A 21,306-nucleotide genomic window follows, 5' to 3' on the forward strand; every position below is an offset into this window, starting at 1 on the left:
TAGTGTGTCCACTAAAAGCGCGCAGCGAATTGAATTCAGCACATGAAAGCGGGGTGACGTGTCCATACGTCACTCCGCTTTTTTGCAACCTGCGATCGCCCTTTCATGCTTGATTTACGGGAGGTCTTCTTGACAAAGCCAGCCATACTCGCCCTTGCCGACGGCAGTATTTTTCGCGGTGAAGCCATTGGTGCCGACGGTCAAACCGTTGGTGAGGTGGTATTCAACACCGCTATGACCGGCTACCAGGAAATCCTTACAGACCCTTCCTACGCGCAGCAAATCGTTACCCTGACCTATCCGCACATCGGCAACACCGGCACCACGCCGGAAGACGCCGAATCGAACCGTGTCTGGTCCGCTGGCCTGGTCATCCGTGACCTGCCGCTGCTGGCCAGCAACTGGCGTAACACCCAGTCGCTGCCTGACTACCTGAAGGCCAACAATGTCGTCGCCATCGCTGGCATCGACACTCGCCGCCTGACCCGTATCCTGCGTGAAAAGGGCGCCCAGAACGGCTGCATCCTCGCTGGTGACAACATCAGCGAAGAAGCCGCCATCGCCGCTGCCCGTGCCTTCCCAGGCCTGAAGGGCATGGACCTGGCCAAGGTCGTTTCCACCAAAGAGCGCTACGAGTGGCGCTCCAGCGTGTGGGAGCTGAAAACCGACAGCCACCCGACCCTCGAAGCTTCCGAGCTGCCGTACCACGTGGTCGCCTTCGACTACGGCGTCAAGCTGAACATCCTGCGCATGCTGGTCGCCCGTGGCTGCCGCGTGACCGTGGTGCCTGCCCAAACCCCGGCCAGCGAAGTGCTCGCGCTCAACCCCGATGGCGTGTTCCTGTCCAACGGCCCGGGTGACCCCGAGCCATGCGACTACGCCATCCAGGCGATCAAAGAGATCCTCGAAACCGAGATCCCGGTGTTCGGCATCTGCCTCGGCCACCAGCTGCTGGCCCTGGCCTCCGGCGCCAAGACCGTGAAGATGGGCCACGGCCACCACGGCGCCAACCACCCGGTCCAGGACCTGGACACCGGCGTGGTCATGATCACCAGCCAGAACCACGGCTTCGCCGTCGACGAAGCTAGCCTGCCGGGCAACGTCCGCGCCATCCACAAGTCGCTGTTCGACGGTACCCTGCAGGGCATCGAGCGCACCGACAAGAGCGCGTTCAGCTTCCAGGGCCACCCTGAAGCGAGCCCAGGCCCGACCGACGTCGCGCCACTGTTCGATCGTTTCACCGATGCCATGGCCAAGCGCCGCTGAGCATCCTGCATCAAGGCCCCGGGCCGGCTTGCGCCGTGCCCGGAAGCGCCTGACCCAGATTGTTCAAGACGGCTTGCCGACTGACCCGCGGATTTGAGTGACAACCATGCCAAAACGTACAGACATCAAAAGCATCCTGATTCTCGGCGCTGGCCCGATCGTGATCGGCCAGGCCTGCGAATTCGACTACTCCGGCGCCCAGGCTTGCAAAGCCCTGCGCGAGGAAGGTTTCCGCGTCATCCTGGTGAACTCCAACCCGGCCACCATCATGACCGACCCGGCCATGGCCGACGCCACCTACATCGAGCCGATCAAGTGGCAGTCGGTGGCCAAGATCATCGAGAAAGAGCGCCCGGACGCCGTGCTGCCTACCATGGGTGGCCAGACCGCGCTGAACTGCGCCCTGGACCTGGAGCGCCATGGCGTTCTGGAGAAGTTCGGCGTAGAGATGATCGGTGCCAACGCCGACACCATCGACAAGGCTGAAGACCGTTCGCGCTTCGACAAGGCGATGAAGGACATCGGCCTGGAGTGCCCGCGCTCCGGTATCGCCCACAGCATGGAAGAGGCCAACGCGGTCCTCGAGAAGCTTGGCTTCCCGTGCATCATTCGCCCGTCGTTCACCATGGGTGGCACCGGTGGCGGTATTGCTTACAACCGTGAAGAATTCGAAGAAATCTGCACCCGCGGTCTGGACCTGTCGCCGACCAAGGAGCTGCTGATCGACGAATCGCTGATCGGCTGGAAAGAGTACGAGATGGAAGTGGTCCGCGACAAAAAGGACAACTGCATCATCGTCTGCTCGATCGAAAACTTCGACCCGATGGGCGTGCACACCGGCGACTCGATCACCGTTGCCCCGGCGCAGACCCTGACCGACAAGGAATACCAGATCATGCGCAACGCCTCGCTGGCGGTGCTGCGTGAAATCGGTGTTGAAACCGGCGGTTCCAACGTGCAGTTCGGTATCTGCCCGGACACCGGCCGCATGGTCGTCATCGAGATGAACCCGCGTGTATCGCGTTCGTCCGCCCTGGCCTCCAAGGCTACCGGCTTCCCGATCGCCAAGATCGCCGCCAAGCTGGCCATTGGTTACACCCTGGACGAGCTGCAGAACGACATCACCGGCGGCCGCACCCCAGCGTCCTTCGAGCCGTCGATCGACTACGTCGTCACCAAGCTGCCGCGCTTTGCCTTCGAGAAATTCCCGAAAGCCGACGCCCGCCTGACCACCCAGATGAAGTCCGTGGGTGAAGTCATGGCCATCGGCCGTACCTTCCAGGAGTCCCTGCAGAAAGCCCTGCGCGGCCTGGAAGTCGGTGCCTGCGGTCTGGACCCGAAAGTCGACCTGGCCAGCCCTGATGCCGCCAGCATCCTCAAGCGCGAACTGACCGTGCCAGGTGCCGAGCGTATCTGGTACGTGGCCGACGCCATGCGTTCGGGCATGACCTGCGAAGAAATCTTCGCCCTGACCGGCATCGACATGTGGTTCCTGGTGCAGATGGAAGATCTGATCAAGGAAGAAGAGAAGGTCAAGACCCTGGCCCTGTCGGCCATCGACAAGGACTACATGCTGCGCCTCAAGCGCAAGGGCTTCTCGGACCAGCGCCTGGCCAAACTGCTCGGCATCACCGACAAGAATCTGCGCCGTCACCGTCACAAGCTGGAAGTGTTCCCGGTCTACAAGCGCGTCGATACCTGCGCCGCCGAGTTCGCCACCGACACCGCCTACCTGTATTCGACCTACGAGGAAGAGTGCGAGGCCAATCCGTCGACCCGCGACAAGATCATGATCCTGGGCGGTGGCCCGAACCGTATCGGCCAAGGCATCGAGTTCGACTACTGCTGCGTACACGCGGCCCTGGCGCTGCGTGAAGACGGTTACGAGACCATCATGGTCAACTGCAACCCGGAGACCGTCTCCACCGACTACGACACCTCCGACCGTCTCTACTTCGAGCCGCTGACCCTGGAAGACGTGCTGGAAGTCTGCCGCGTCGAGAAGCCGAAGGGCGTCATCGTCCATTACGGCGGCCAGACCCCGCTGAAACTGGCTCGCGCGCTGGAAGAAGCCGGCGTACCGATCATCGGTACCAGCCCGGACGCCATCGACCGTGCCGAAGACCGTGAGCGCTTCCAGCAGATGGTTCAGCGCCTGAACCTGCTGCAGCCGCCAAACGCTACCGTGCGCAGCGAAGACGAAGCCATCCGTGCCGCTGGCAGCATCGGTTACCCACTGGTGGTGCGCCCGTCCTACGTACTGGGCGGCCGCGCGATGGAAATCGTCTACGAACTGGACGAGCTCAAGCGCTACCTGCGTGAAGCCGTACAGGTGTCCAATGACAGCCCGGTACTGCTCGACCACTTCCTCAACTGCGCCATCGAGATGGACGTTGATGCGGTCTGCGACGGTACCGACGTGGTCATCGGCGCAATCATGCAGCACATCGAACAGGCCGGCGTTCACTCCGGTGACTCGGCGTGCTCGCTGCCGCCTTACTCGCTGAGCAAGGAAGTGCAGGACGAAGTCCGTGTACAGGTGTCGAAAATGGCCCTGGAGCTGGGGGTTGTCGGCCTGATGAACGTGCAGTTGGCCCTGCAGGGCGACAAGATCTACGTGATCGAAGTCAACCCGCGCGCCTCGCGTACCGTACCGTTCGTTTCCAAGTGCATCGGCACTTCCCTGGCGATGATCGCTGCCCGCGTCATGGCTGGCAAAACCCTGAAAGAACTGGGCTTCACCAAGGAAATCATCCCGAACTTCTACAGCGTCAAGGAAGCCGTCTTCCCGTTCGCCAAGTTCCCAGGGGTTGACCCGATCCTCGGCCCTGAGATGAAATCGACCGGTGAAGTCATGGGTGTCGGTGACAGCTTCGGTGAAGCGTTCGCCAAGGCCCAGATGGGTGCCAGCGAAGTGCTGCCGACCGGCGGTACCGCGTTCATCAGCGTACGTGACGACGACAAGCCACAAGTGGCTGGCGTTGCCCGTGACCTGATCGCCCTGGGCTTCGAAGTGGTTGCTACTGCAGGTACCGCCAAGGTTATCGAAGCGGCCGGCCTGAAAGTGCGCCGCGTGAACAAAGTGACCGAAGGTCGTCCGCACGTGGTAGACATGATCAAGAACGACGAAGTGTCGCTGATCATCAACACCACCGAAGGGCGCCAGTCGATCGCCGATTCCTACTCGATTCGTCGCAATGCGCTGCAGCACAAGATCTACTGCACCACGACCATTGCGGCAGGTGAAGCCATCTGCGAAGCGCTGAAATTCGGCCCTGAAAAGACCGTTCGTCGCTTGCAGGATCTGCATGCAGGACTTGAAGCATGAGCATTACCAAATACCCGATGACCGTCCAGGGCGCTCGCGCCCTGGAAGAGGAGCACCTGTTCCTGAGCAAGACCGAGCGCCCACGCCTGAGCCAGGCGATTGGTGAAGCGCGCGAACTGGGTGACCTCAAGGAAAACGCCGAATACCATGCCGCCCGTGAAGAGCAGGGCATGGTCGAGGCACGTATCCGTGATATCGAAGGCCGCCTGCAGAACTCGGTGGTGATCGATGTGACCACCATCCCCCATACCGGCAAGGTCATCTTCGGTACCACCGTGGAGCTGGCCAACACCGAAACCGACGAGCGTGTGAAGTACCAGATCGTTGGTGAGGACGAGGCCAATATCAAGCTCGGCAAACTTTCGGCCAGCGCGCCGATTGCCCGTGCCATCATCGGCAAGGAAGAGGGCGACGTCGTCGTCATCAAGACGCCAAGCGGCACGGTCGAGTACGAGATTGTCGAAGTCCAGCACATCTGACAGGCGCCTTCGGGCGCCATCCCTCGAGGGGATCCTCTGGCAGCTGGCCCAGGTATTCTGGGTCGGAGGCCTGTGGGTGTTCCACGTGGGGTTGGTGCCGGCGCTCAAGGTCAGTGGCCTGGCACCGTTGCTGGTGCAGGACATCGCCGGGCAGATCGACCGCTGGTTGATTGGCGTGGCGCTGTTAGGGTTGCTTACCCAATTGGCCGTGCTGGCGAGGGTGGATGGCCTGGCTGCCTGGTGGCGGCAATTCCGTGGCCAGATGCTGCTGCTGGGTTTTGCAGCCTGTGTGGGGTATTACACCTTGCGCTACGGCATTTCGGTCGGCGAGCGCTGGCAGATGTTCTGTTTCCTGGTGCTGGGTTTTTCCGGCATCGTGCTGGTGGCCCAACCGGTACCGGTCAGGGCGCGCAAGGCGCGCCACTGATCGGCGCCACCGTTACTTGAAACGGTGGATGTTGGACAGCTGCTTGTTCGGCTGCGGGTTCTTGCGGTAGATCAGCGCTTTCTTGCCGATGGTCTGCACCAGCTCGGCGCGGCCCACCTTGCACAGCTCGGCAATGGCGGCGGCACGTTCTTCACGATCTTCGGAGCGAATCTCGACCTTGATCAGCTCATGATCGGCGAGCGCACGCTCCAATTCGGCGGCCACGCCTTCGTTCACACCGTTGCCAGCAACGATCAGGACCGGCTTCAGGTCATGACCAATGGACTTGTATTGCTTCTTCTGCTCGTTATTGAGCGGCATAATCTGACCCTTTCCGTCTGATTCTGTAAAATTGACAGGCATTTTACCCGAGGGCCCCTGGCTCCGCCCAGTCAATCACGACGCATATCATCGAGGTGCCCCGTGGTACAACGTTCCAAAAGCAGCGCCAACTGGCTGCGAGAGCATTTTAACGACCCTTTTGTTAAGCAAGCGCAGAAGGATGGCTACCGCTCGCGTGCGAGCTACAAACTGCTGGAGATTCAGGAGAAAGACCGCCTGATCCGTCCTGGCATGAGCGTCATCGACCTGGGCGCAGCCCCGGGCGGCTGGTCACAGGTGACCAGTCGTCTGATTGGTGGCCAAGGCCGCCTGATCGCTTCCGACATTCTGGAAATGGACTCGATCCCTGACGTTACCTTCATTCAGGGCGACTTCACCCAGGATGAAGTGCTGCAACAGATCCTCGACGCTGTCGGTGATTCGCACGTAGACCTTGTGATTTCCGACATGGCCCCCAATATGAGTGGTACGCCCGAGGTGGACATGCCGCGTGCCATGTTCCTGTGCGAACTGGCATTGGACCTGGCAACCCGTGTGCTCAAGCCGGGTGGTGACTTCCTCATCAAGATTTTCCAGGGCGAAGGCTTCGACATGTACCTGAAGGATGTGCGCACCAAGTTCGACAAGGTGCAGATGCGCAAGCCGTCCTCGTCGCGAGATCGCTCGCGTGAGCAGTACCTGCTGGGCAAAGGTTTCAAAGGCGTGTGAAAGGCGTGCCACGGGGTGGCCGATAGTTATTTCCAATCGGCTACCCCGTCAGGATCGTCCGAACTTCGTGTAGTCTAGGTTTCACAAAGGGTTACAGACGGTGCCTGCGGATGCGTAGGTAATGTAGTAAGTTAGGGCGATGAATATCATGCGAGGCACGGCTGCGTCGTGCGCCGGCCTCAGAGGGTAGCGAATTGAACGACATGGCAAAGAATCTGATCCTGTGGTTGATCATCGCAGCTGTCCTGGTGACAGTGATGAACAACTTCTCCAGCCCTAACGAGCCGCAGACCCTCAACTACTCCGACTTCATCCAGCAGGTCAAGGATGGCAAGGTCGAGCGTGTGACCGTCGACGGCTACATCATTACCGGCAAGCGCGCCGACGGCGACAGCTTCAAGACGGTTCGCCCGGCCATTACCGACAACGGCCTGATCGGCGACCTGGTCGACAATCATGTGGTCGTCGAAGGCAAGCAGCCCGAGCAGCAGAGCATCTGGACTCAATTGCTGGTGGCAAGCTTCCCGATCCTGGTGATCATCGCCGTGTTCATGTTCTTCATGCGCCAGATGCAAGGTGGCGCAGGCGGCAAGGGCGGGCCGATGAGCTTCGGCAAGAGCAAGGCGCGCCTGCTGTCCGAAGACCAGGTAAAAACCACCCTGGCCGACGTTGCAGGTTGCGACGAAGCCAAGGAAGAGGTTGGCGAGCTGGTCGAATTCCTGCGTGACCCGGGCAAGTTCCAGCGCCTGGGTGGCCGCATCCCGCGTGGCGTGCTGATGGTCGGCCCGCCGGGTACCGGTAAGACCCTGCTGGCCAAGGCCATCGCCGGTGAAGCCAAGGTACCGTTCTTCACCATTTCCGGTTCGGACTTCGTCGAGATGTTCGTCGGCGTCGGCGCCAGCCGTGTGCGCGACATGTTCGAGCAGGCCAAGAAGCACGCGCCGTGCATCATCTTCATCGACGAGATCGACGCCGTGGGTCGCCACCGTGGCGCCGGCATGGGCGGCGGTCACGACGAGCGTGAGCAGACCCTCAACCAGTTGCTGGTCGAGATGGACGGCTTCGAAATGAACGATGGCATCATCGTCATCGCCGCCACCAACCGTCCGGACGTACTTGACCCTGCGCTGCTGCGCCCAGGCCGCTTCGACCGCCAGGTGGTGGTTGGCCTGCCCGACATTCGCGGCCGTGAGCAGATCCTCAAGGTGCACATGCGCAAAGTGCCGATTGGCGACAACGTCAACCCGGCGGTCATTGCCCGTGGTACCCCTGGCTTCTCCGGTGCCGACCTGGCCAACCTGGTCAACGAGGCTTCGCTGTTCGCTGCGCGTTCCAACAAGCGCCTGGTCGAAATGAAAGAGTTCGAGCTGGCCAAGGACAAGATCATGATGGGCGCTGAGCGCAAGACCATGGTCATGTCCGAGAAAGAAAAGAAAAACACCGCTTACCACGAAGCTGGCCACGCCATCGTCGGTCGCCTGGTGCCTGAGCACGACCCGGTGTACAAGGTGTCGATCATCCCGCGCGGTCGCGCGCTGGGCGTGACCATGTTCCTGCCCGAGGAAGACCGCTACAGCCTGTCCAAGCGCGCGCTGATCAGCCAGATCTGCTCGCTGTACGGTGGCCGTATCGCCGAAGAAATGACCTTGGGCTTCGACGGTGTCACCACGGGTGCGTCCAACGACATCATGCGCGCCAGCCAGCTCGCCCGGAACATGGTCACCAAGTGGGGCCTGTCGGAAAAACTCGGCCCGCTGATGTATGCGGAAGAAGAGGGTGAAGTGTTCCTCGGCCGCAGTGCTGGCAGCCAGCACGCCAGCGTGTCCGGCGAGACCGCCAAGCTGATCGACTCCGAGGTGCGCAGCATCATCGACCAGTGCTACGCCACCGCCAAGCAGCTGCTGATCGACAACCGCGACAAGCTCGAAGCGATGACCGAAGCGCTGATGAAGTACGAGACCATCGATGCCGACCAGATCGACGACATCATGGCTGGTCGTACGCCACGCGAACCGCGTGACTGGGATGACGACAAGAACTCGGGCACCCCGACTGCCCAGAATGATCGTCCAGAATCGCCGATTGGCGGCCCAGCGGCTCAACTCTAAGGGCATCTATGAGCTCGAAGCTGTACCCGACCCGGTTGCCTTGCGGCAACCGGGTTCTTGATTTGTCCCGTACCCATGTCATGGGTATTCTCAACATCACCCCCGACTCCTTTTCCGATGGTGGTCGCTTCAGCCAGCGCGATGAGGCGTTGCGCCATGCCGAGGCCATGGTCGCGGCCGGTGCGACACTGATCGACATTGGTGGCGAGTCGACTCGCCCCGGTGCGCGTGCAGTGTCGGTAACCGAGGAGCTCGAACGGGTAGCGCCGATGGTCGAGGCCATCAACGCCCGCCTCGACGTGGTCATCTCGGTGGATACCTCTACGCCTGCGGTCATTCGCGAGTCAGCCCGGCTGGGTGCCGGCCTGATCAACGATGTGCGTGCACTGGAGCGCGATGGCGCGCTGGACGCGGCAGCGGCTACCGGTTTGCCGGTGTGCCTGATGCACATGCGCGGCGAGCCCGGGAACATGCAGGATGACCCGCATTACGAGGATGTGACCGCCGACGTAACGCGGTATCTTGAACAACGGATGGCCGCTTGCGCAGCAGCGGGCATCGGTGCGGATCGCATCATTCTCGACCCGGGCTTCGGGTTCGCCAAGACCCTGGCGCACAACCTGAGCCTGTTCAAACACATGGAAGCGCTCTATCGCCTGGGGCGCCCGCTGCTGGTGGGCGTTTCACGCAAGAGCATGATCGGCCTGACGCTGGATCGTCCGGTCGGTGAGCGGCTGTATGGCAGCCTGGCGCTGGCGGCATTGGCCATGACCAAGGGGGCCAGTATTCTGCGCGTCCATGATGTGGCCGAAACCGCCGATGTAGTGCGCATGATCGCTGCGGTACAGAACGCCGAATAAGAACATTGGAGTCCCTATGAGCAGAAAATACTTTGGTACCGACGGCATCCGTGGTCGCGTCGGCGAATACCCGATCACCCCTGACTTCATGCTGAAGCTGGGTTGGGCGGCGGGCATGGCCTTCCGCAAGCAGGGCAACTGCCGCGTGCTGGTGGGCAAGGACACGCGTATCTCCGGGTACATGTTCGAGTCCGCACTCGAGGCCGGCCTGTCCGCGGCGGGTGCCGACGTGATGCTGCTCGGGCCGATGCCAACCCCGGCCATTGCCTACCTCACGCGCACCTTCCATGCCGAGGCAGGTATCGTCATCAGTGCCTCGCACAACCCGCACGATGACAACGGCATCAAGTTCTTCTCGGGCCAGGGCACCAAGCTGCCGGACGAAGTCGAGCTGATGATCGAAGAGCTGCTTGACCAGCCCATGACGGTGGTCGAGTCGAGCAAGCTGGGCAAAGTGTCGCGGATCAACGACGCTGCCGGCCGCTACATCGAATTCTGCAAGAGCAGCGTGCCTACCAGCACCAGCTTCGATGGCCTCAAGCTGGTGGTCGACTGCGCCCATGGCGCCACCTACAAGGTCGCGCCGAGCGTGTTCCGCGAGCTGGGTGCCGATGTAACCGTACTGCATGCGCAGCCTGATGGCCTGAACATCAACGAAAGTTGCGGTTCAACCCATATCGAGTCGCTGCAGGCGGCGGTACTGGTAGGCCACGCCGACCTGGGCATCGCCTTCGATGGCGATGGCGACCGCGTGCTGATGGTTGACCATACCGGTGCCATTGTCGACGGCGACGAGTTGCTGTTCATCATCGCCCGTGACCTTCACGAGCGTGGCAAGTTGCAGGGCGGTGTGGTGGGTACGCTGATGAGCAACCTGGGCCTGGAGCTCGCGCTCAAGGACCTGGATATTCCGTTCGTGCGGGCCAAGGTAGGCGATCGCTACGTCATGGCCGAGCTGCTCGAGCGCAACTGGCTGGTGGGTGGCGAAAACTCCGGGCACGTGGTGTGCTGCAACCACACCACCACCGGTGATGCGATTATTGCCGCCCTGCAGGTGCTGCTGGCCTTGAGGCGCCGCGGTGAGACCCTGGCACAGGCCCGTCAGGCCCTGCGCAAGTGCCCGCAGGTGCTGATCAACGTGCGCTTCGGCGCAAGCAAGGTCGACCCGCTGGAGCACCCAGCGGTGCAGGAGGCCAGTGCCAAGGCTACCGAGGACATGGCGGGGCGGGGGCGTGTGCTGTTGCGCAAGTCCGGCACCGAGCCGCTGGTCCGGGTGATGGTCGAAGGTGACGACGAAAGCCAGGTGCGGACGCACGCCGAAGCCCTGGCCAAGCTGGTTGCTGAAGTTTGTATCTGAATTGGGCTTGCCAGCGCAGATCGGGTTGGGTAAGATCTGCGCCCACTTTGACCGACGAGGTAAAGCATGCGTCGCCCTATGGTAGCTGGTAACTGGAAGATGCACGGTAACCGCGCCAGCGTCGCTGAGCTGACTCAAGGCTTGGGCAAAATGCTCATTCCCGAAGGTGTCGAAGTTGCGGTGTTTCCACCGGCCCTGTTCATCAATGGAGTCATTGATGGCCTGAAAGGCAAAGGGATCGCGGTTGGAGCCCAGAATTCTGCAGTAATGCCCGAACAGGGTGCGCTGACCGGTGAAATTGCACCGAGTCAGTTGGCTGAAGTAGGCTGCAAGTTGGTGTTGATTGGCCACTCCGAGCGTCGCCAGATTATCGGCGAACGTGAAGAAGTGCTGAATGACAAGTTTGCAGCCGCTCAGAAAAGTGGTTTGACGCCAGTGCTCTGTATAGGGGAAACTCTCGCAGAGCGCGAAGCAGGCAAGACGCTAGAAGTTGTAGAGCGTCAACTAAGCAGTGTTATCGACGCGTTCGGTATTGCCGCTTTTGCCAATGCAGTCATTGCCTATGAGCCTGTATGGGCCATCGGTACAGGTTTGACGGCCTCGCCGCAGCAGGCTCAGGATGTGCACGCCGCCATCCGCAAGCAGTTGGCAGCGAAGGACGCCGAAGTTGCAGAAAATGTGCAGCTTCTCTACGGCGGTAGCGTGAAGGCGGCCAATGCGGCCGAACTGTTCGGCATGCCGGATATTGATGGGGGGCTCATTGGTGGAGCATCCCTGAACGCAGACGAATTCGGTGCAATTTGTCGCGCCGCAGGAAACTGAACAAATGCTGGAAACAGTCATCGTTGTTTTTCATCTGTTGGCAGCGCTGTCGCTTGTAGTGCTGGTTCTGTTGCAACAGGGTAAAGGTGCGGAAGCAGGTGCATCTTTCGGCGCAGGTGCTTCAAATACTGTGTTCGGAAGCCAAGGTTCTGCTACCTTCCTGAGTAAATTTACTGCTATACTTGCTGCCACTTTCTTTCTGACAGCACTTGGGTTAGGATACTTCGCCAAGCAACAAGCTCACCAGTTGAGCGAGGCGGGACTTCCAGATCCAGCGGTGTTGGAAGTGCAAAAGCCAAAGCCGGCAGTAAATGATGATGTACCGGTGCTCCAGGAGCAGAAGAGCGAAACCACCCACGCTGGTGATGTACCTCCTCCAACCGAAGAGCAGAAGTAACGGGTTTCAAGAAGTAGTATTGCCGAGGTGGTGGAATTGGTAGACACGCAACCTTGAGGTGGTTGTGCCCATAGGGTGTAGGGGTTCGAGTCCCCTTCTCGGTACCAATTGAAGCAAGAGAGCCCGCTTTATGCGGGCTTTCTTGTAGGTGGAGGTCGGATTGACCCAGCAACGGGTTCGGTCTTATACTTTCGCCCCAGCTTTGTCGCGGGGTGGAGCAGCTTGGTAGCTCGTCGGGCTCATAACCCGAAGGTCGTTGGTTCAAATCCAGCCCCCGCAACCAGCTTCAGCGGAGCCCCTTTTCAGGGGCTTTTTGCTAGCCGAACAGTTATCGGCGTCGTTGTCCAACGGCGCTTTCAGGGATGGGCGCTTCGCCCATTTTTCATTTGCACAGCATGCACGAGGGGGTTCAGGTGTCGAGCAAGCTAGAACAGTTGCAGGCCTTGTTGGCCCCGGTGGTCACGGGGCTGGGCTTCGAATGCTGGGGGATTGAATTCGTCTCCCAAGGCAAGCATTCGGTACTACGTGTCTACATCGACAAGGAAGGCGGGATTCTGGTGGACGACTGTGCTGAAGTCAGCCGTCAGGTCAGCAGCGTTCTCGATGTGGAAGATCCGATCAGCTCTGAATATACCCTAGAGGTTTCTTCTCCTGGCATGGAACGCCCGCTGTTCACGCTCGAACAGTTTGCCTCGCATGCCGGCGAACAAGTGAAGATCAAGCTGCGCTCACCCTTCGAGGGTCGTCGTAACTTCCAGGGCCTTCTCCGCGGTGTGGAGGAGCAGGATGTGGTGGTCCAGGTGGACGATCAAGAGTTCCTGTTGCCGATCGACTCGATCGACAAGGCCAATATTATTCCCAGTTTTGACTGAGACGTGCCGGGCCCGGCGGACTATCCGGGCCCAATGGCTTGCGCAAGGCGAGGCGTACGATGAGCAAAGAAGTACTGCTGGTTGTTGAATCGGTATCCAACGAAAAAGGTGTACCGCCCGGCGTCATTTTCGAAGCGCTGGAAGTGGCCCTGGCTACTGCAACCAAAAAACGTTTTGAAGACGAAGTCGATCTGCGTGTGGAAATCAACCGCCACACCGGTAGCTACGAGACCTTCCGTCGCTGGACAGTTGTCGACGAAGCCGATCTGGACGATCCGGCTATCGAGACCTGGCTGGCCAAGATTCACGAGACCCACCCTGAAGCCAAGGTAGGTGACGTGATCGAAGAGAAGATCGAGTCCATCGAATTCGGTCGTATCGCCGCCCAGACCGCCAAGCAGGTCATCGTGCAGAAGGTCCGCGAGGCCGAGCGCGCCCAGGTGGTTGACGCTTACCGCGAACGCGTTGGCGAGATCATCTCGGGTACCGTCAAAAAGGTCACTCGCGACAACGTCATCGTCGACCTGGGCAACAACGCCGAGGCGCTGCTGGCCCGCGAAGACATCATTCCACGTGAGACCTTCCGTGTTGGCGTGCGCTTGCGTGCGCTGCTCAAGGAAATCCGCACCGAGAACCGCGGCCCGCAGCTGATCCTGTCGCGTACCGCGCCACAGATGCTGATCGAGCTGTTCCGCATCGAAGTGCCGGAAATCGCTGAAGGCCTCATCGAAGTCATGGCCGCCTCCCGTGATCCGGGGTCGCGTGCCAAGATCGCCGTCCGCTCCAAGGACAAGCGTATCGATCCGCAAGGTGCCTGTATCGGCATGCGTGGTTCGCGCGTCCAGGCCGTATCCGGAGAGTTGGGTGGTGAGCGTGTGGATATCGTCCTGTGGGACGATAACCCGGCGCAATTTGTCATCAACGCCATGTCGCCGGCCGAAGTCGCGGCGATCATCGTTGATGAAGATGCCCATGCAATGGACATCGCCGTTGCCGAGGACAACCTGGCCCAGGCCATTGGCCGTGGTGGTCAGAACGTTCGCCTTGCCAGTCAGCTGACTGGCTGGACCCTGAACGTGATGACCGAGAAGGACATCCAGGCCAAGCAGCAGGCAGAAACCGGTGACATCCTGCGCAATTTCATCGATGAACTGGAAGTCGACGAGGAGCTGGCCCAAGTGCTGGTCGACGAAGGCTTTACCAGCCTCGAAGAAATTGCCTACGTACCGTTGGAAGAAATGCTCAACATCGATGGCTTTGACGAAGATATCGTCAATGAGCTCCGCGCTCGAGCCAAGGACCGTTTGTTGACCAAGGCCATCGCTACCGAAGAAAAACTGGCAGACGCCCATCCGGCCGAAGACCTGCTCTCCCTTGAGGGCATGGACAAGGACCTGGCGGCGGAACTGGCGGTGCGCGGCGTGGTTAACCGCGAAGACCTGGCCGAGCAGTCGATTGACGACCTGCTCGACATCGACGGCATCGACGAAGAGCGTGCCGGCAAGTTGATCATGGCCGCCCGAGCCCACTGGTTCGAGTAATTAGGCGCGGCCTGAGGAGAGAAGTGCATGACGCAAGTCACGGTGAAAGAACTGGCCCAAGAGGTCGAGGCACCGGTAGAGCGCCTGCTGCAGCAGATGCGTGAGGCAGGTCTGCCGCACACCGACGCCGGTCAGGTAGTGACCGACAATGAGAAGCAGACTCTGCTGACTCATTTGAAAAGCAGCCACAAAAGCAAGGCGGAAGAGCCGCGCAAGATTACCTTGCAGCGCAAGACCACCAGCACGCTGCGTGTCGCCGGTAGCAAAAGCATCAGCGTAGAAGTACGCAAGAAGAAAGTATTCGTTCAGCGCAGCCCGGAAGAGATCCAGGCTGAGCAGAAGCGTGAGCAGGACGAGCGCCGTGCGGCTGAGAATGCCGCTCGCGACAAGGTCGAGGCCGATGTTCGCCAGCGCAACGAAGAGCAGGCTCGTCGCCAGTCGACCGAAACTGCCGCCGCTGCGCCTGCGCCAGCTGCCAAGGCTGAGCCGGCACCTGCTGCTCCGGCTCCGGTAGTCGCCGACGCACCAGCGTCCGAAGACGCCGCTGCTCGTGCCGCCGAGCGCAAGAAGGACGAGACCCGTCGCAACGAAAGCCGCACTCGCGATGACGACCGTCGTCGTGGCGAGGCTCCGCGTGTGTCGATCAAGGTCAAGGTCAAGGAGAAAGAAAAAGCTCCGACGCCGCGTGCCGCGCCGCGCACTACCGACGAAGAGAGCGATGGCGCTCGTCGTGGTCGTGGTGGCAAGGGCAAGCTGAAGAAGCGCAATGCGCACGGCTTCCAGAACCCGACCGGCCCCGTCATCCGTGACGTGACCATCGGCGAGACCATCACCGTCTCCGAGCTGGCCAACCAGATGTCCGTCAAGGGCGCTGAAGTGGTCAAGTTCATGTTCAAGATGGGTACTCCGGTCACCATCAACCAGGTGCTCGACCAGGAAACCGCTCAGCTGATCGCAGAAGAGCTGGGCCACAAGGTCACTCTGGTCAGCGATAGCGCCCTGGAAGATTCCCTGGCCGAATCGCTGAAGTTCGAAGGCCAAGTCGAATCGCGCGCCCCGGTCGTTACCGTCATGGGTCACGTTGACCATGGCAAGACCTCGCTGCTCGACTACATCCGTCGTGCCAAGGTTGCCGCTGGCGAGGCCGGTGGTATTACCCAGCACATCGGTGCCTACCACGTGGAAACCGACCGCGGCATGGTCACCTTCCTCGATACCCCGGGCCACGCTGCGTTTACCCAGATGCGTGCTCGTGGTGCCAAGGCGACCGACATCGTCATCCTGGTGGTGGCGGCGGACGACGGCGTGATGCCGCAGACCCGTGAAGCTGTTCAGCATGCCAAGGCAGCTGGTGTTCCACTGGTGGTTGCGGTGAACAAGATCGACAAGCCAGGTGCCGACCTCGATCGCATTCGTAACGAGCTGTCCGTCGAAGGCGTGACCTCCGAGGAATGGGGTGGTGACACGCCGTTCGTCAAGGTTTCGGCGAAGATGGGTACGGGCGTCGACGAACTGCTCGAAGCCGTCCTGCTGCAGGCCGAAGTGCTCGAGCTGACCGCTACCCCGACCGCTCCTGGTCGTGGTGTCGTCGTCGAATCGCGCCTGGACAAGGGCCGCGGCCCTGTGGCGACCATCCTGGTTCAGGACGGTACGCTGCGACAGGGCGACATGGTCCTGTGCGGCTCCAACTACGGCCGCGTACGTGCCATGCTCGACGAGAACGGCAAGCCTGTGAAGGAAGCCGGCCCGTCGATCCCGGTCGAGATCCTCGGCCTGGATGGCACTCCGGAAGCCGGTGACGAGCTGTCCGTGGTTGCCGACGAGAAGAAAGCCCGCGAAGTTGCGCTGTTCCGTCAGGGCAAATACCGCGAGGTCAAGCTGGCCCGTGCTCACGCCGGCAAGCTGGAAAACATCTTCGAGACCATGGGTCAGGAAGAGAAGAAGACGCTCAACATCGTCCTCAAGACCGACGTACGCGGTTCCCTGGAAGCGTTGAACGGCTCGCTCGGCGGTCTGGGCAACGACGAAGTTCAGGTTCGTGTCATCGGTGGCGGCGTCGGTGGTATCACCGAGAGCGATGCCAACCTTGCGCTGGCGTCCAACGCGGTGCTGTTCGGCTTCAACGTGCGTGCCGATGCCGGCGCGCGCAAGATCGTCGAGCAGGAAGGTCTGGATATGCGTTACTACAACGTGATCTACGACATCATCGAAGACGTCAAGAAGGCCCTGACCGGCATGCTCGGCAGCGATGTTCGCGAGAACATCCTGGGTGTCGCCGAAGTGCGTGACGTGTTCCGTTCGCCGAAGTTCGGCGCCATCGCTGGCTGTATGGTCATCGAGGGTACCGTGCACCGCAACCGTCCGATCCGCGTACTGCGCGACGACGTTGTGATCTTCGAAGGCGAGCTGGAATCGCTGCGTCGCTTCAAGGACGACGCTGCAGAAGTACGTTCGGGCATGGAGTGCGGTATTGGCGTCAAGAGCTACAACGACGTCAAGGTCGGCGACAAGATCGAAGTCTTCGAGAAAGTCCAGGTTGCTCGTACCCTCTAAGGGCGAGCAGGGTGCCAGCCCCCGCCCCAGGGCGGTGGGCAGCGCCTCAGTAGGTAGCGCCCGGTCAGGCATTAGCCTGACCGGGCGTTTGCCGCTTTAAGATACAGGTAGCAAGAATGGCCAAAGAATATAGCCGTACCCAACGTATCGGTGATCAGATGCAGCGCGAGCTGGCAGAACTGATCCGCCGTGAAGTCAAGGATCCACGCGTCGGTCTGGTGACCATCACCGCCGTGGACGTCAGCCGCGACCTGGGCCATGCCAAGGTGTTCATCACCGTCATGGGCGAAGAAACCCCGGACGCCGTGAAGCAGTCGCTGAAGGCGCTGAACAGCGCAGCCAGCTTCCTGCGCCTGCACCTGGGCCGCTCGATGCAACTGCGCAGCGTGCCGCAGCTGCACTTCCACTTCGATGAAAGCGTCAGCCGTGGTGTTCACCTGTCGGCGCTGATCGAACGTGCGGTGGCCGAAGACCGCCAGCACAAGGATACCGACGAGCAGGACACCAAGGAGTAAGCGGTGGCCCAGGTCAAACGTATCCGCCGCAACGTCAGCGGCATCATCCTGCTCGACAAGCCACTGGGGTTCACCTCCAACGCGGCGCTGCAGAAGGTCCGCTGGTTGCTCAATGCGGAAAAGGCCGGCCACACCGGCAGCCTCGACCCGCTGGCAACGGGCGTCCTGCCGCTGTGCTTCGGTGAAGCGACCAAGTTTTCGCAGTACCTGCTCGATTCCGACAAGGGCTACGAAACCGTCATGCAGCTGGGGCAGACTACCAACACTGCCGACGCTGAAGGCGAGGTTCTGCAGACCCGCGAGGTGACCGTTGGTCGTGCCGATATCGAGGCCCTGCTGCCTCGTTTTCGCGGCCCGATCAGCCAGATACCGCCGATGTACTCGGCGCTCAAGCGCGATGGCCAGCCGCTGTACAAACTGGCACGTGCAGGAGAGGTAGTGGAGCGCGAGGCGCGTTCTGTTACTATTAACCGCTTGGAGTTGCTCGAGTGCGAAGGCACCCGTGCACGGCTGAGCGTAGGATGCAGCAAAGGCACCTATATCCGTACCCTGGTGGAGGATATTGGCGAGGCTCTTGGCTGTGGCGCCTATGTTGCCGAGCTGCGCAGGACCCACGCCGGGCCCTTCGAGCTGGCCCAGACCGTGACCCTCGAGGAACTCGAACAGGCCCACGCCGAAGGTGGCAACGAAGCGCTCGATCGCTTCCTGATGCCTTCCGACAGTGGCCTGCAGGACTGGCCGTTGTTGAGCCTTTCCGAACACAGCGCCTTCTACTGGCTGCATGGCCAGGCAGTACGCGCGCCGGACGCGCCGCAATTCGGCATGGTCCGGGTACAGGATCACAATGGTCGCTTCATCGGTATCGGTGAAGTGAGCGAAGACGGGCGCATAGCGCCGCGTCGACTGATTCGGTCGGAATGACCGGAACCACGGGTCAAGGCTTTGGCTGAGACCCGCGGATACAAGGGTGGCTGTCAGTAGGCACGGTCACACCTTTTTTATTAATACAGGGAGCAGTCCCTGGCCTATTGGAACCCGTCCGCGGGGTCCGTTATCAGGAGAAGCCAAATGGCCCTCAGCGTTGAAGAAAAAGCTCAAATCGTTACCGACTACCAGCAAGCTGCTGGCGACACTGGTAGCCCGGAAGTTCAGGTTGCTCTGCTGACCGCGAACATCAACAAGCTGCAAGGCCACTTCAAGGCCAACGGTAAAGACCACCACTCGCGTCGTGGCCTGATCCGTATGGTTAACCAGCGTCGTAAGCTGCTGGACTACCTGAAGGGCAAAGACACCACTCGTTACAGCGCCCTGATCGGTCGCCTGGGCCTGCGTCGCTAATAGCGGCCTGGTCAGTGGTGTGCATGGCGTGTTGCATGCTTCGGGGGCGCTGCCTTGCAGCGTTCCTGTCGGACACGCCACGCGTATCTCCGAGGTTGGCAGCCTGGCAATGTTGAGCGGATTACCCGCTCGGCGCCAGGCTCCCAGCCTCGTGTTGTATCTGGACGGTCAACGGGGCCGATTCCCTGTTCTGCCCAAGAATTCGCAAGAAACCAGTTCCCCCAGAGCCACTGAAAAAGGTAGGAAACCGTGAACCCGGTAATCAAGAAATTCCAGTTCGGTCAATCGACCGTTACTCTCGAGACGGGCCGCATTGCCCGCCAGGCAACCGGCGCCGTGCTGGTTACCGTCGACAACGACGTCACTGTGCTGGTGACCGTGGTCGGTGCCAAGCAGGCCGATCCAGGCAAGGGCTTCTTCCCGCTGTCGGTCCACTACCAGGAAAAGACCTACGCCGCCGGTAAGATCCCAGGTGGCTTCTTCAAGCGTGAAGGCCGTCCTTCCGAGAAAGAGACCCTGACCTCGCGCCTGATCGACCGTCCGATCCGTCCGCTGTTCCCTGAAGGCTTCATGAACGAAGTCCAGGTCGTCTGCACCGTGGTGTCCACCAGCAAGAAGACCGATCCGGACATCGCTGCGATGATCGGTACCTCGGCAGCCCTGGCCATCTCTGGCATTCCGTTCGAAGGCCCGATCGGCGCTGCGCGCGTTGCCTTCCACGAAAGCACCGGCTACCTGCTGAACCCGACTTACGAGCAACTGGCTGCCTCGAGCCTGGACATGGTCGTTGCTGGTACCTCCGACGCCGTGCTGATGGTTGAATCGGAAGCCCAGGAGCTGACCGAAGACCAGATGCTGGGCGCCGTACTGTTCGCCCACGACGAATTCCAGGCTGTTATCCAGGCTGTGAAAGAGCTGGCCGCCGAAGCTGCCAAGCCTACCTGGGACTGGAAACCAGCCGTTGCCAACACCGAACTGTTCAACGCCATCCGCGCCGAATTCGGCGAAGGCGTTTCGCAGGGCTACACCATCACCGTCAAGGCCGACCGCTATGCGCGCCTGGGCGAGCTGCGCGATCAGGCGATCGCCAAGTTCTCCGGTGAAGAAGGCCAGCCATCGGCTGCCGAGGTCAAAGAAATCTTTGGCGAAATCGAATACCGCACCGTTCGCGAAAACATCGTCAACGGCAAGCCACGTATCGACGGCCGTGACACCAAGACCGTTCGCCCGCTGAACATCGAAGTCGGCGTTCTGCCGAAGACTCACGGTTCGGCACTGTTCACCCGTGGCGAAACCCAGGCCCTGGTCGTGGCGACCCTGGGTACTGCCCGTGACGCCCAGCTGCTGGACACCCTGGAAGGCGAGAAGAAAGACCCCTTCATGCTGCACTACAACTTCCCACCGTTCTCGGTGGGCGAGTGTGGCCGCATGGGCGGTGCTGGCCGTCGTGAAATCGGCCACGGCCGTCTGGCCCGCCGTTCGGTTCAGGCCATGCTGCCTGCCGCCGACGTGTTCCCGTACACCATCCGTGTAGTGTCGGAAATCACCGAGTCCAACGGTTCCAGCTCCATGGCTTCGGTCTGCGGCGCTTCCCTGGCCCTGATGGACGCTGGTGTGCCGATGAAGGCACCGGTAGCCGGTATCGCCATGGGCCTGGTCAAGGAAGGCGAGAAGTTCGCCGTTCTGACTGACATCCTGGGTGACGAAGACCACCTGGGCGACATGGACTTCAAGGTTGCCGGTACCGCCAAAGGCGTAACCGCGCTGCAGATGGACATCAAGATCAACGGCATCACCGAAGAGATCATGGAAATCGCCCTGGGCCAAGCCCTGGAAGCGCGCCTGAACATCCTCGGCCAGATGAACCAGATCATCGGTCAATCGCGTACCGAGCTGTCGGCCAACGCGCCGACCATGATCGCGATGAAGATCGACACCGACAAGATCCGTGACGTCATCGGTAAAGGCGGCGCCACCATCCGCGCGATCTGCGAAGAGACCAAGGCTTCGATCGACATCGAAGACGACGGTTCGATCAAGATCTTCGGCGAAACCAAAGAAGCGGCAGAGGCAGCTCGCCAGCGCGTTCTGGGTATCACCGCCGAGGCCGAGATCGGCAAGATCTACGTGGGCAAGGTCGAGCGTATCGTCGACTTCGGCGCCTTCGTCAACATCCTGCCTGGCAAGGATGGCCTGGTGCACATCTCCATGCTCAGCGATGCGCGTGTAGAGAAGGTCACCGACATCCTGAAGGAAGGCCAGGAAGTCGAAGTGCTGGTACTGGACGTGGACAACCGCGGCCGTATCAAGCTGTCGATCAAGGACGTAGCCGCGGCCAAGGCTTCGGGCGTCTAAGCGACTGCCATGCTGGACGAAGAGGGCCCCTTGATGGG

General features: G+C 60.9%; 18 protein-coding genes and 2 tRNA genes. 19 read left to right on the forward strand and 1 reads right to left on the reverse strand.

The genetic code is table 11. From position 1 onward, the window contains the following. Positions 1–129: 129 nt before the first annotated feature. The 4 genes from carA to ABEH27_RS20575 all read left to right on the forward strand — a co-directional run bounded on the left by carA (position 130) and on the right by ABEH27_RS20575 (position 5,500). The gene (gene carA, locus ABEH27_RS20560) at positions 130–1,266 is read left to right on the forward strand and encodes a glutamine-hydrolyzing carbamoyl-phosphate synthase small subunit (protein ID WP_346615324.1); all 1,137 of its coding nucleotides are present in this window, start codon (positions 130–132) and stop codon (positions 1,264–1,266) included. Between the two features lie 106 nt (positions 1,267–1,372). Next, on the forward strand, positions 1,373–4,594 hold the full coding sequence (gene carB, locus ABEH27_RS20565; protein WP_346615325.1) for a carbamoyl-phosphate synthase large subunit: 3,222 nt from the start codon (positions 1,373–1,375) through the stop codon (positions 4,592–4,594). Beyond that, entirely contained in the window at positions 4,591–5,073 is a 483-nt protein-coding gene (gene greA, locus ABEH27_RS20570; protein WP_346615326.1) for a transcription elongation factor GreA, read from the forward strand. The genes carB and greA overlap by 4 nt, the downstream gene beginning before the upstream one ends. Continuing rightward, positions 5,051–5,500 (forward strand): MFS transporter, encoded by a 450-nt coding sequence (locus ABEH27_RS20575; RefSeq protein WP_346615327.1) that lies wholly within the window; start codon positions 5,051–5,053, stop codon positions 5,498–5,500. The genes greA and ABEH27_RS20575 overlap by 23 nt, the downstream gene beginning before the upstream one ends. Positions 5,501–5,512: 12 nt before the next feature. On the opposite strand, the gene ABEH27_RS20580 is transcribed toward ABEH27_RS20575, so the two are convergent. Continuing rightward, positions 5,513–5,821: a YhbY family RNA-binding protein gene (locus tag ABEH27_RS20580; RefSeq protein WP_027595032.1), complete on the reverse strand. Its 309-nt coding sequence runs from the start codon at positions 5,819–5,821 to the stop codon at positions 5,513–5,515. A 102-nt stretch (positions 5,822–5,923) separates the two neighbouring features. Here ABEH27_RS20580 and rlmE point away from each other — a divergent pair, with 102 nt between their 5' ends. The 15 genes from rlmE (at position 5,924) to pnp (ending at position 21,268) form a co-directional block, all read left to right on the forward strand. Beyond that, on the forward strand, positions 5,924–6,550 hold the full coding sequence (rlmE, locus tag ABEH27_RS20585) for a 23S rRNA (uridine(2552)-2'-O)-methyltransferase RlmE (protein WP_258703328.1): 627 nt from the start codon (positions 5,924–5,926) through the stop codon (positions 6,548–6,550). 203 nt (positions 6,551–6,753) lie between these two features. Further along, entirely contained in the window at positions 6,754–8,658 is a 1,905-nt protein-coding gene (gene ftsH, locus ABEH27_RS20590; protein ID WP_346615328.1) for an ATP-dependent zinc metalloprotease FtsH, read from the forward strand. 8 nt (positions 8,659–8,666) lie between these two features. After that, positions 8,667–9,518 carry a dihydropteroate synthase gene (gene folP / locus ABEH27_RS20595; protein WP_346615329.1) on the forward strand — a complete coding sequence of 284 codons (852 nt, stop codon included), beginning with the start codon at positions 8,667–8,669 and terminating at the stop codon, positions 9,516–9,518. A 16-nt stretch (positions 9,519–9,534) separates the two neighbouring features. Beyond that, positions 9,535–10,875 carry a phosphoglucosamine mutase gene (gene glmM / locus ABEH27_RS20600; RefSeq protein WP_346615330.1) on the forward strand — a complete coding sequence of 447 codons (1,341 nt, stop codon included), beginning with the start codon at positions 9,535–9,537 and terminating at the stop codon, positions 10,873–10,875. Between the two features lie 66 nt (positions 10,876–10,941). Further along, entirely contained in the window at positions 10,942–11,697 is a 756-nt protein-coding gene (tpiA, locus tag ABEH27_RS20605) for a triose-phosphate isomerase (protein ID WP_346615331.1), read from the forward strand. Positions 11,698–11,701: 4 nt separating this feature from the next. Beyond that, complete coding sequence (gene secG / locus ABEH27_RS20610; RefSeq protein ID WP_346615332.1) at positions 11,702–12,094, forward strand: preprotein translocase subunit SecG; 393 nt, start codon at positions 11,702–11,704, stop codon at positions 12,092–12,094. 21 nt (positions 12,095–12,115) lie between these two features. Further along, positions 12,116–12,201, forward strand: a tRNA-Leu gene (locus ABEH27_RS20615). 99 nt (positions 12,202–12,300) lie between these two features. After that, positions 12,301–12,377, forward strand: a tRNA-Met gene (locus ABEH27_RS20620). A gap of 130 nt (positions 12,378–12,507) precedes the next feature. Continuing rightward, positions 12,508–12,966 (forward strand): ribosome maturation factor RimP, encoded by a 459-nt coding sequence (gene rimP / locus ABEH27_RS20625; protein WP_033702568.1) that lies wholly within the window; start codon positions 12,508–12,510, stop codon positions 12,964–12,966. 59 nt (positions 12,967–13,025) lie between these two features. Further along, complete coding sequence (gene nusA, locus ABEH27_RS20630; protein ID WP_346615333.1) at positions 13,026–14,507, forward strand: transcription termination factor NusA; 1,482 nt, start codon at positions 13,026–13,028, stop codon at positions 14,505–14,507. Between the two features lie 27 nt (positions 14,508–14,534). Continuing rightward, a complete protein-coding gene (gene infB, locus ABEH27_RS20635; RefSeq protein ID WP_346615334.1) occupies positions 14,535–17,060 on the forward strand; it encodes a translation initiation factor IF-2 in 2,526 nt (841 codons plus the stop codon). Positions 17,061–17,176: 116 nt separating this feature from the next. Continuing rightward, a complete protein-coding gene (gene rbfA, locus ABEH27_RS20640) occupies positions 17,177–17,575 on the forward strand; it encodes a 30S ribosome-binding factor RbfA (RefSeq protein WP_346615335.1) in 399 nt (132 codons plus the stop codon). A gap of 3 nt (positions 17,576–17,578) precedes the next feature. Next, positions 17,579–18,496 (forward strand): tRNA pseudouridine(55) synthase TruB, encoded by a 918-nt coding sequence (gene truB / locus ABEH27_RS20645; RefSeq protein WP_346615336.1) that lies wholly within the window; start codon positions 17,579–17,581, stop codon positions 18,494–18,496. A 147-nt stretch (positions 18,497–18,643) separates the two neighbouring features. After that, a complete protein-coding gene (gene rpsO, locus ABEH27_RS20650; RefSeq protein WP_016489163.1) occupies positions 18,644–18,913 on the forward strand; it encodes a 30S ribosomal protein S15 in 270 nt (89 codons plus the stop codon). 249 nt (positions 18,914–19,162) lie between these two features. Further along, entirely contained in the window at positions 19,163–21,268 is a 2,106-nt protein-coding gene (gene pnp / locus ABEH27_RS20655; protein WP_346615337.1) for a polyribonucleotide nucleotidyltransferase, read from the forward strand. Positions 21,269–21,306: the final 38 nt, after the last annotated feature.

It is taken from the genome of Pseudomonas sp. P39-UII1, from assembly GCF_039672635.1.
GTDB lineage: Bacteria > Pseudomonadota > Gammaproteobacteria > Pseudomonadales > Pseudomonadaceae > Aquipseudomonas.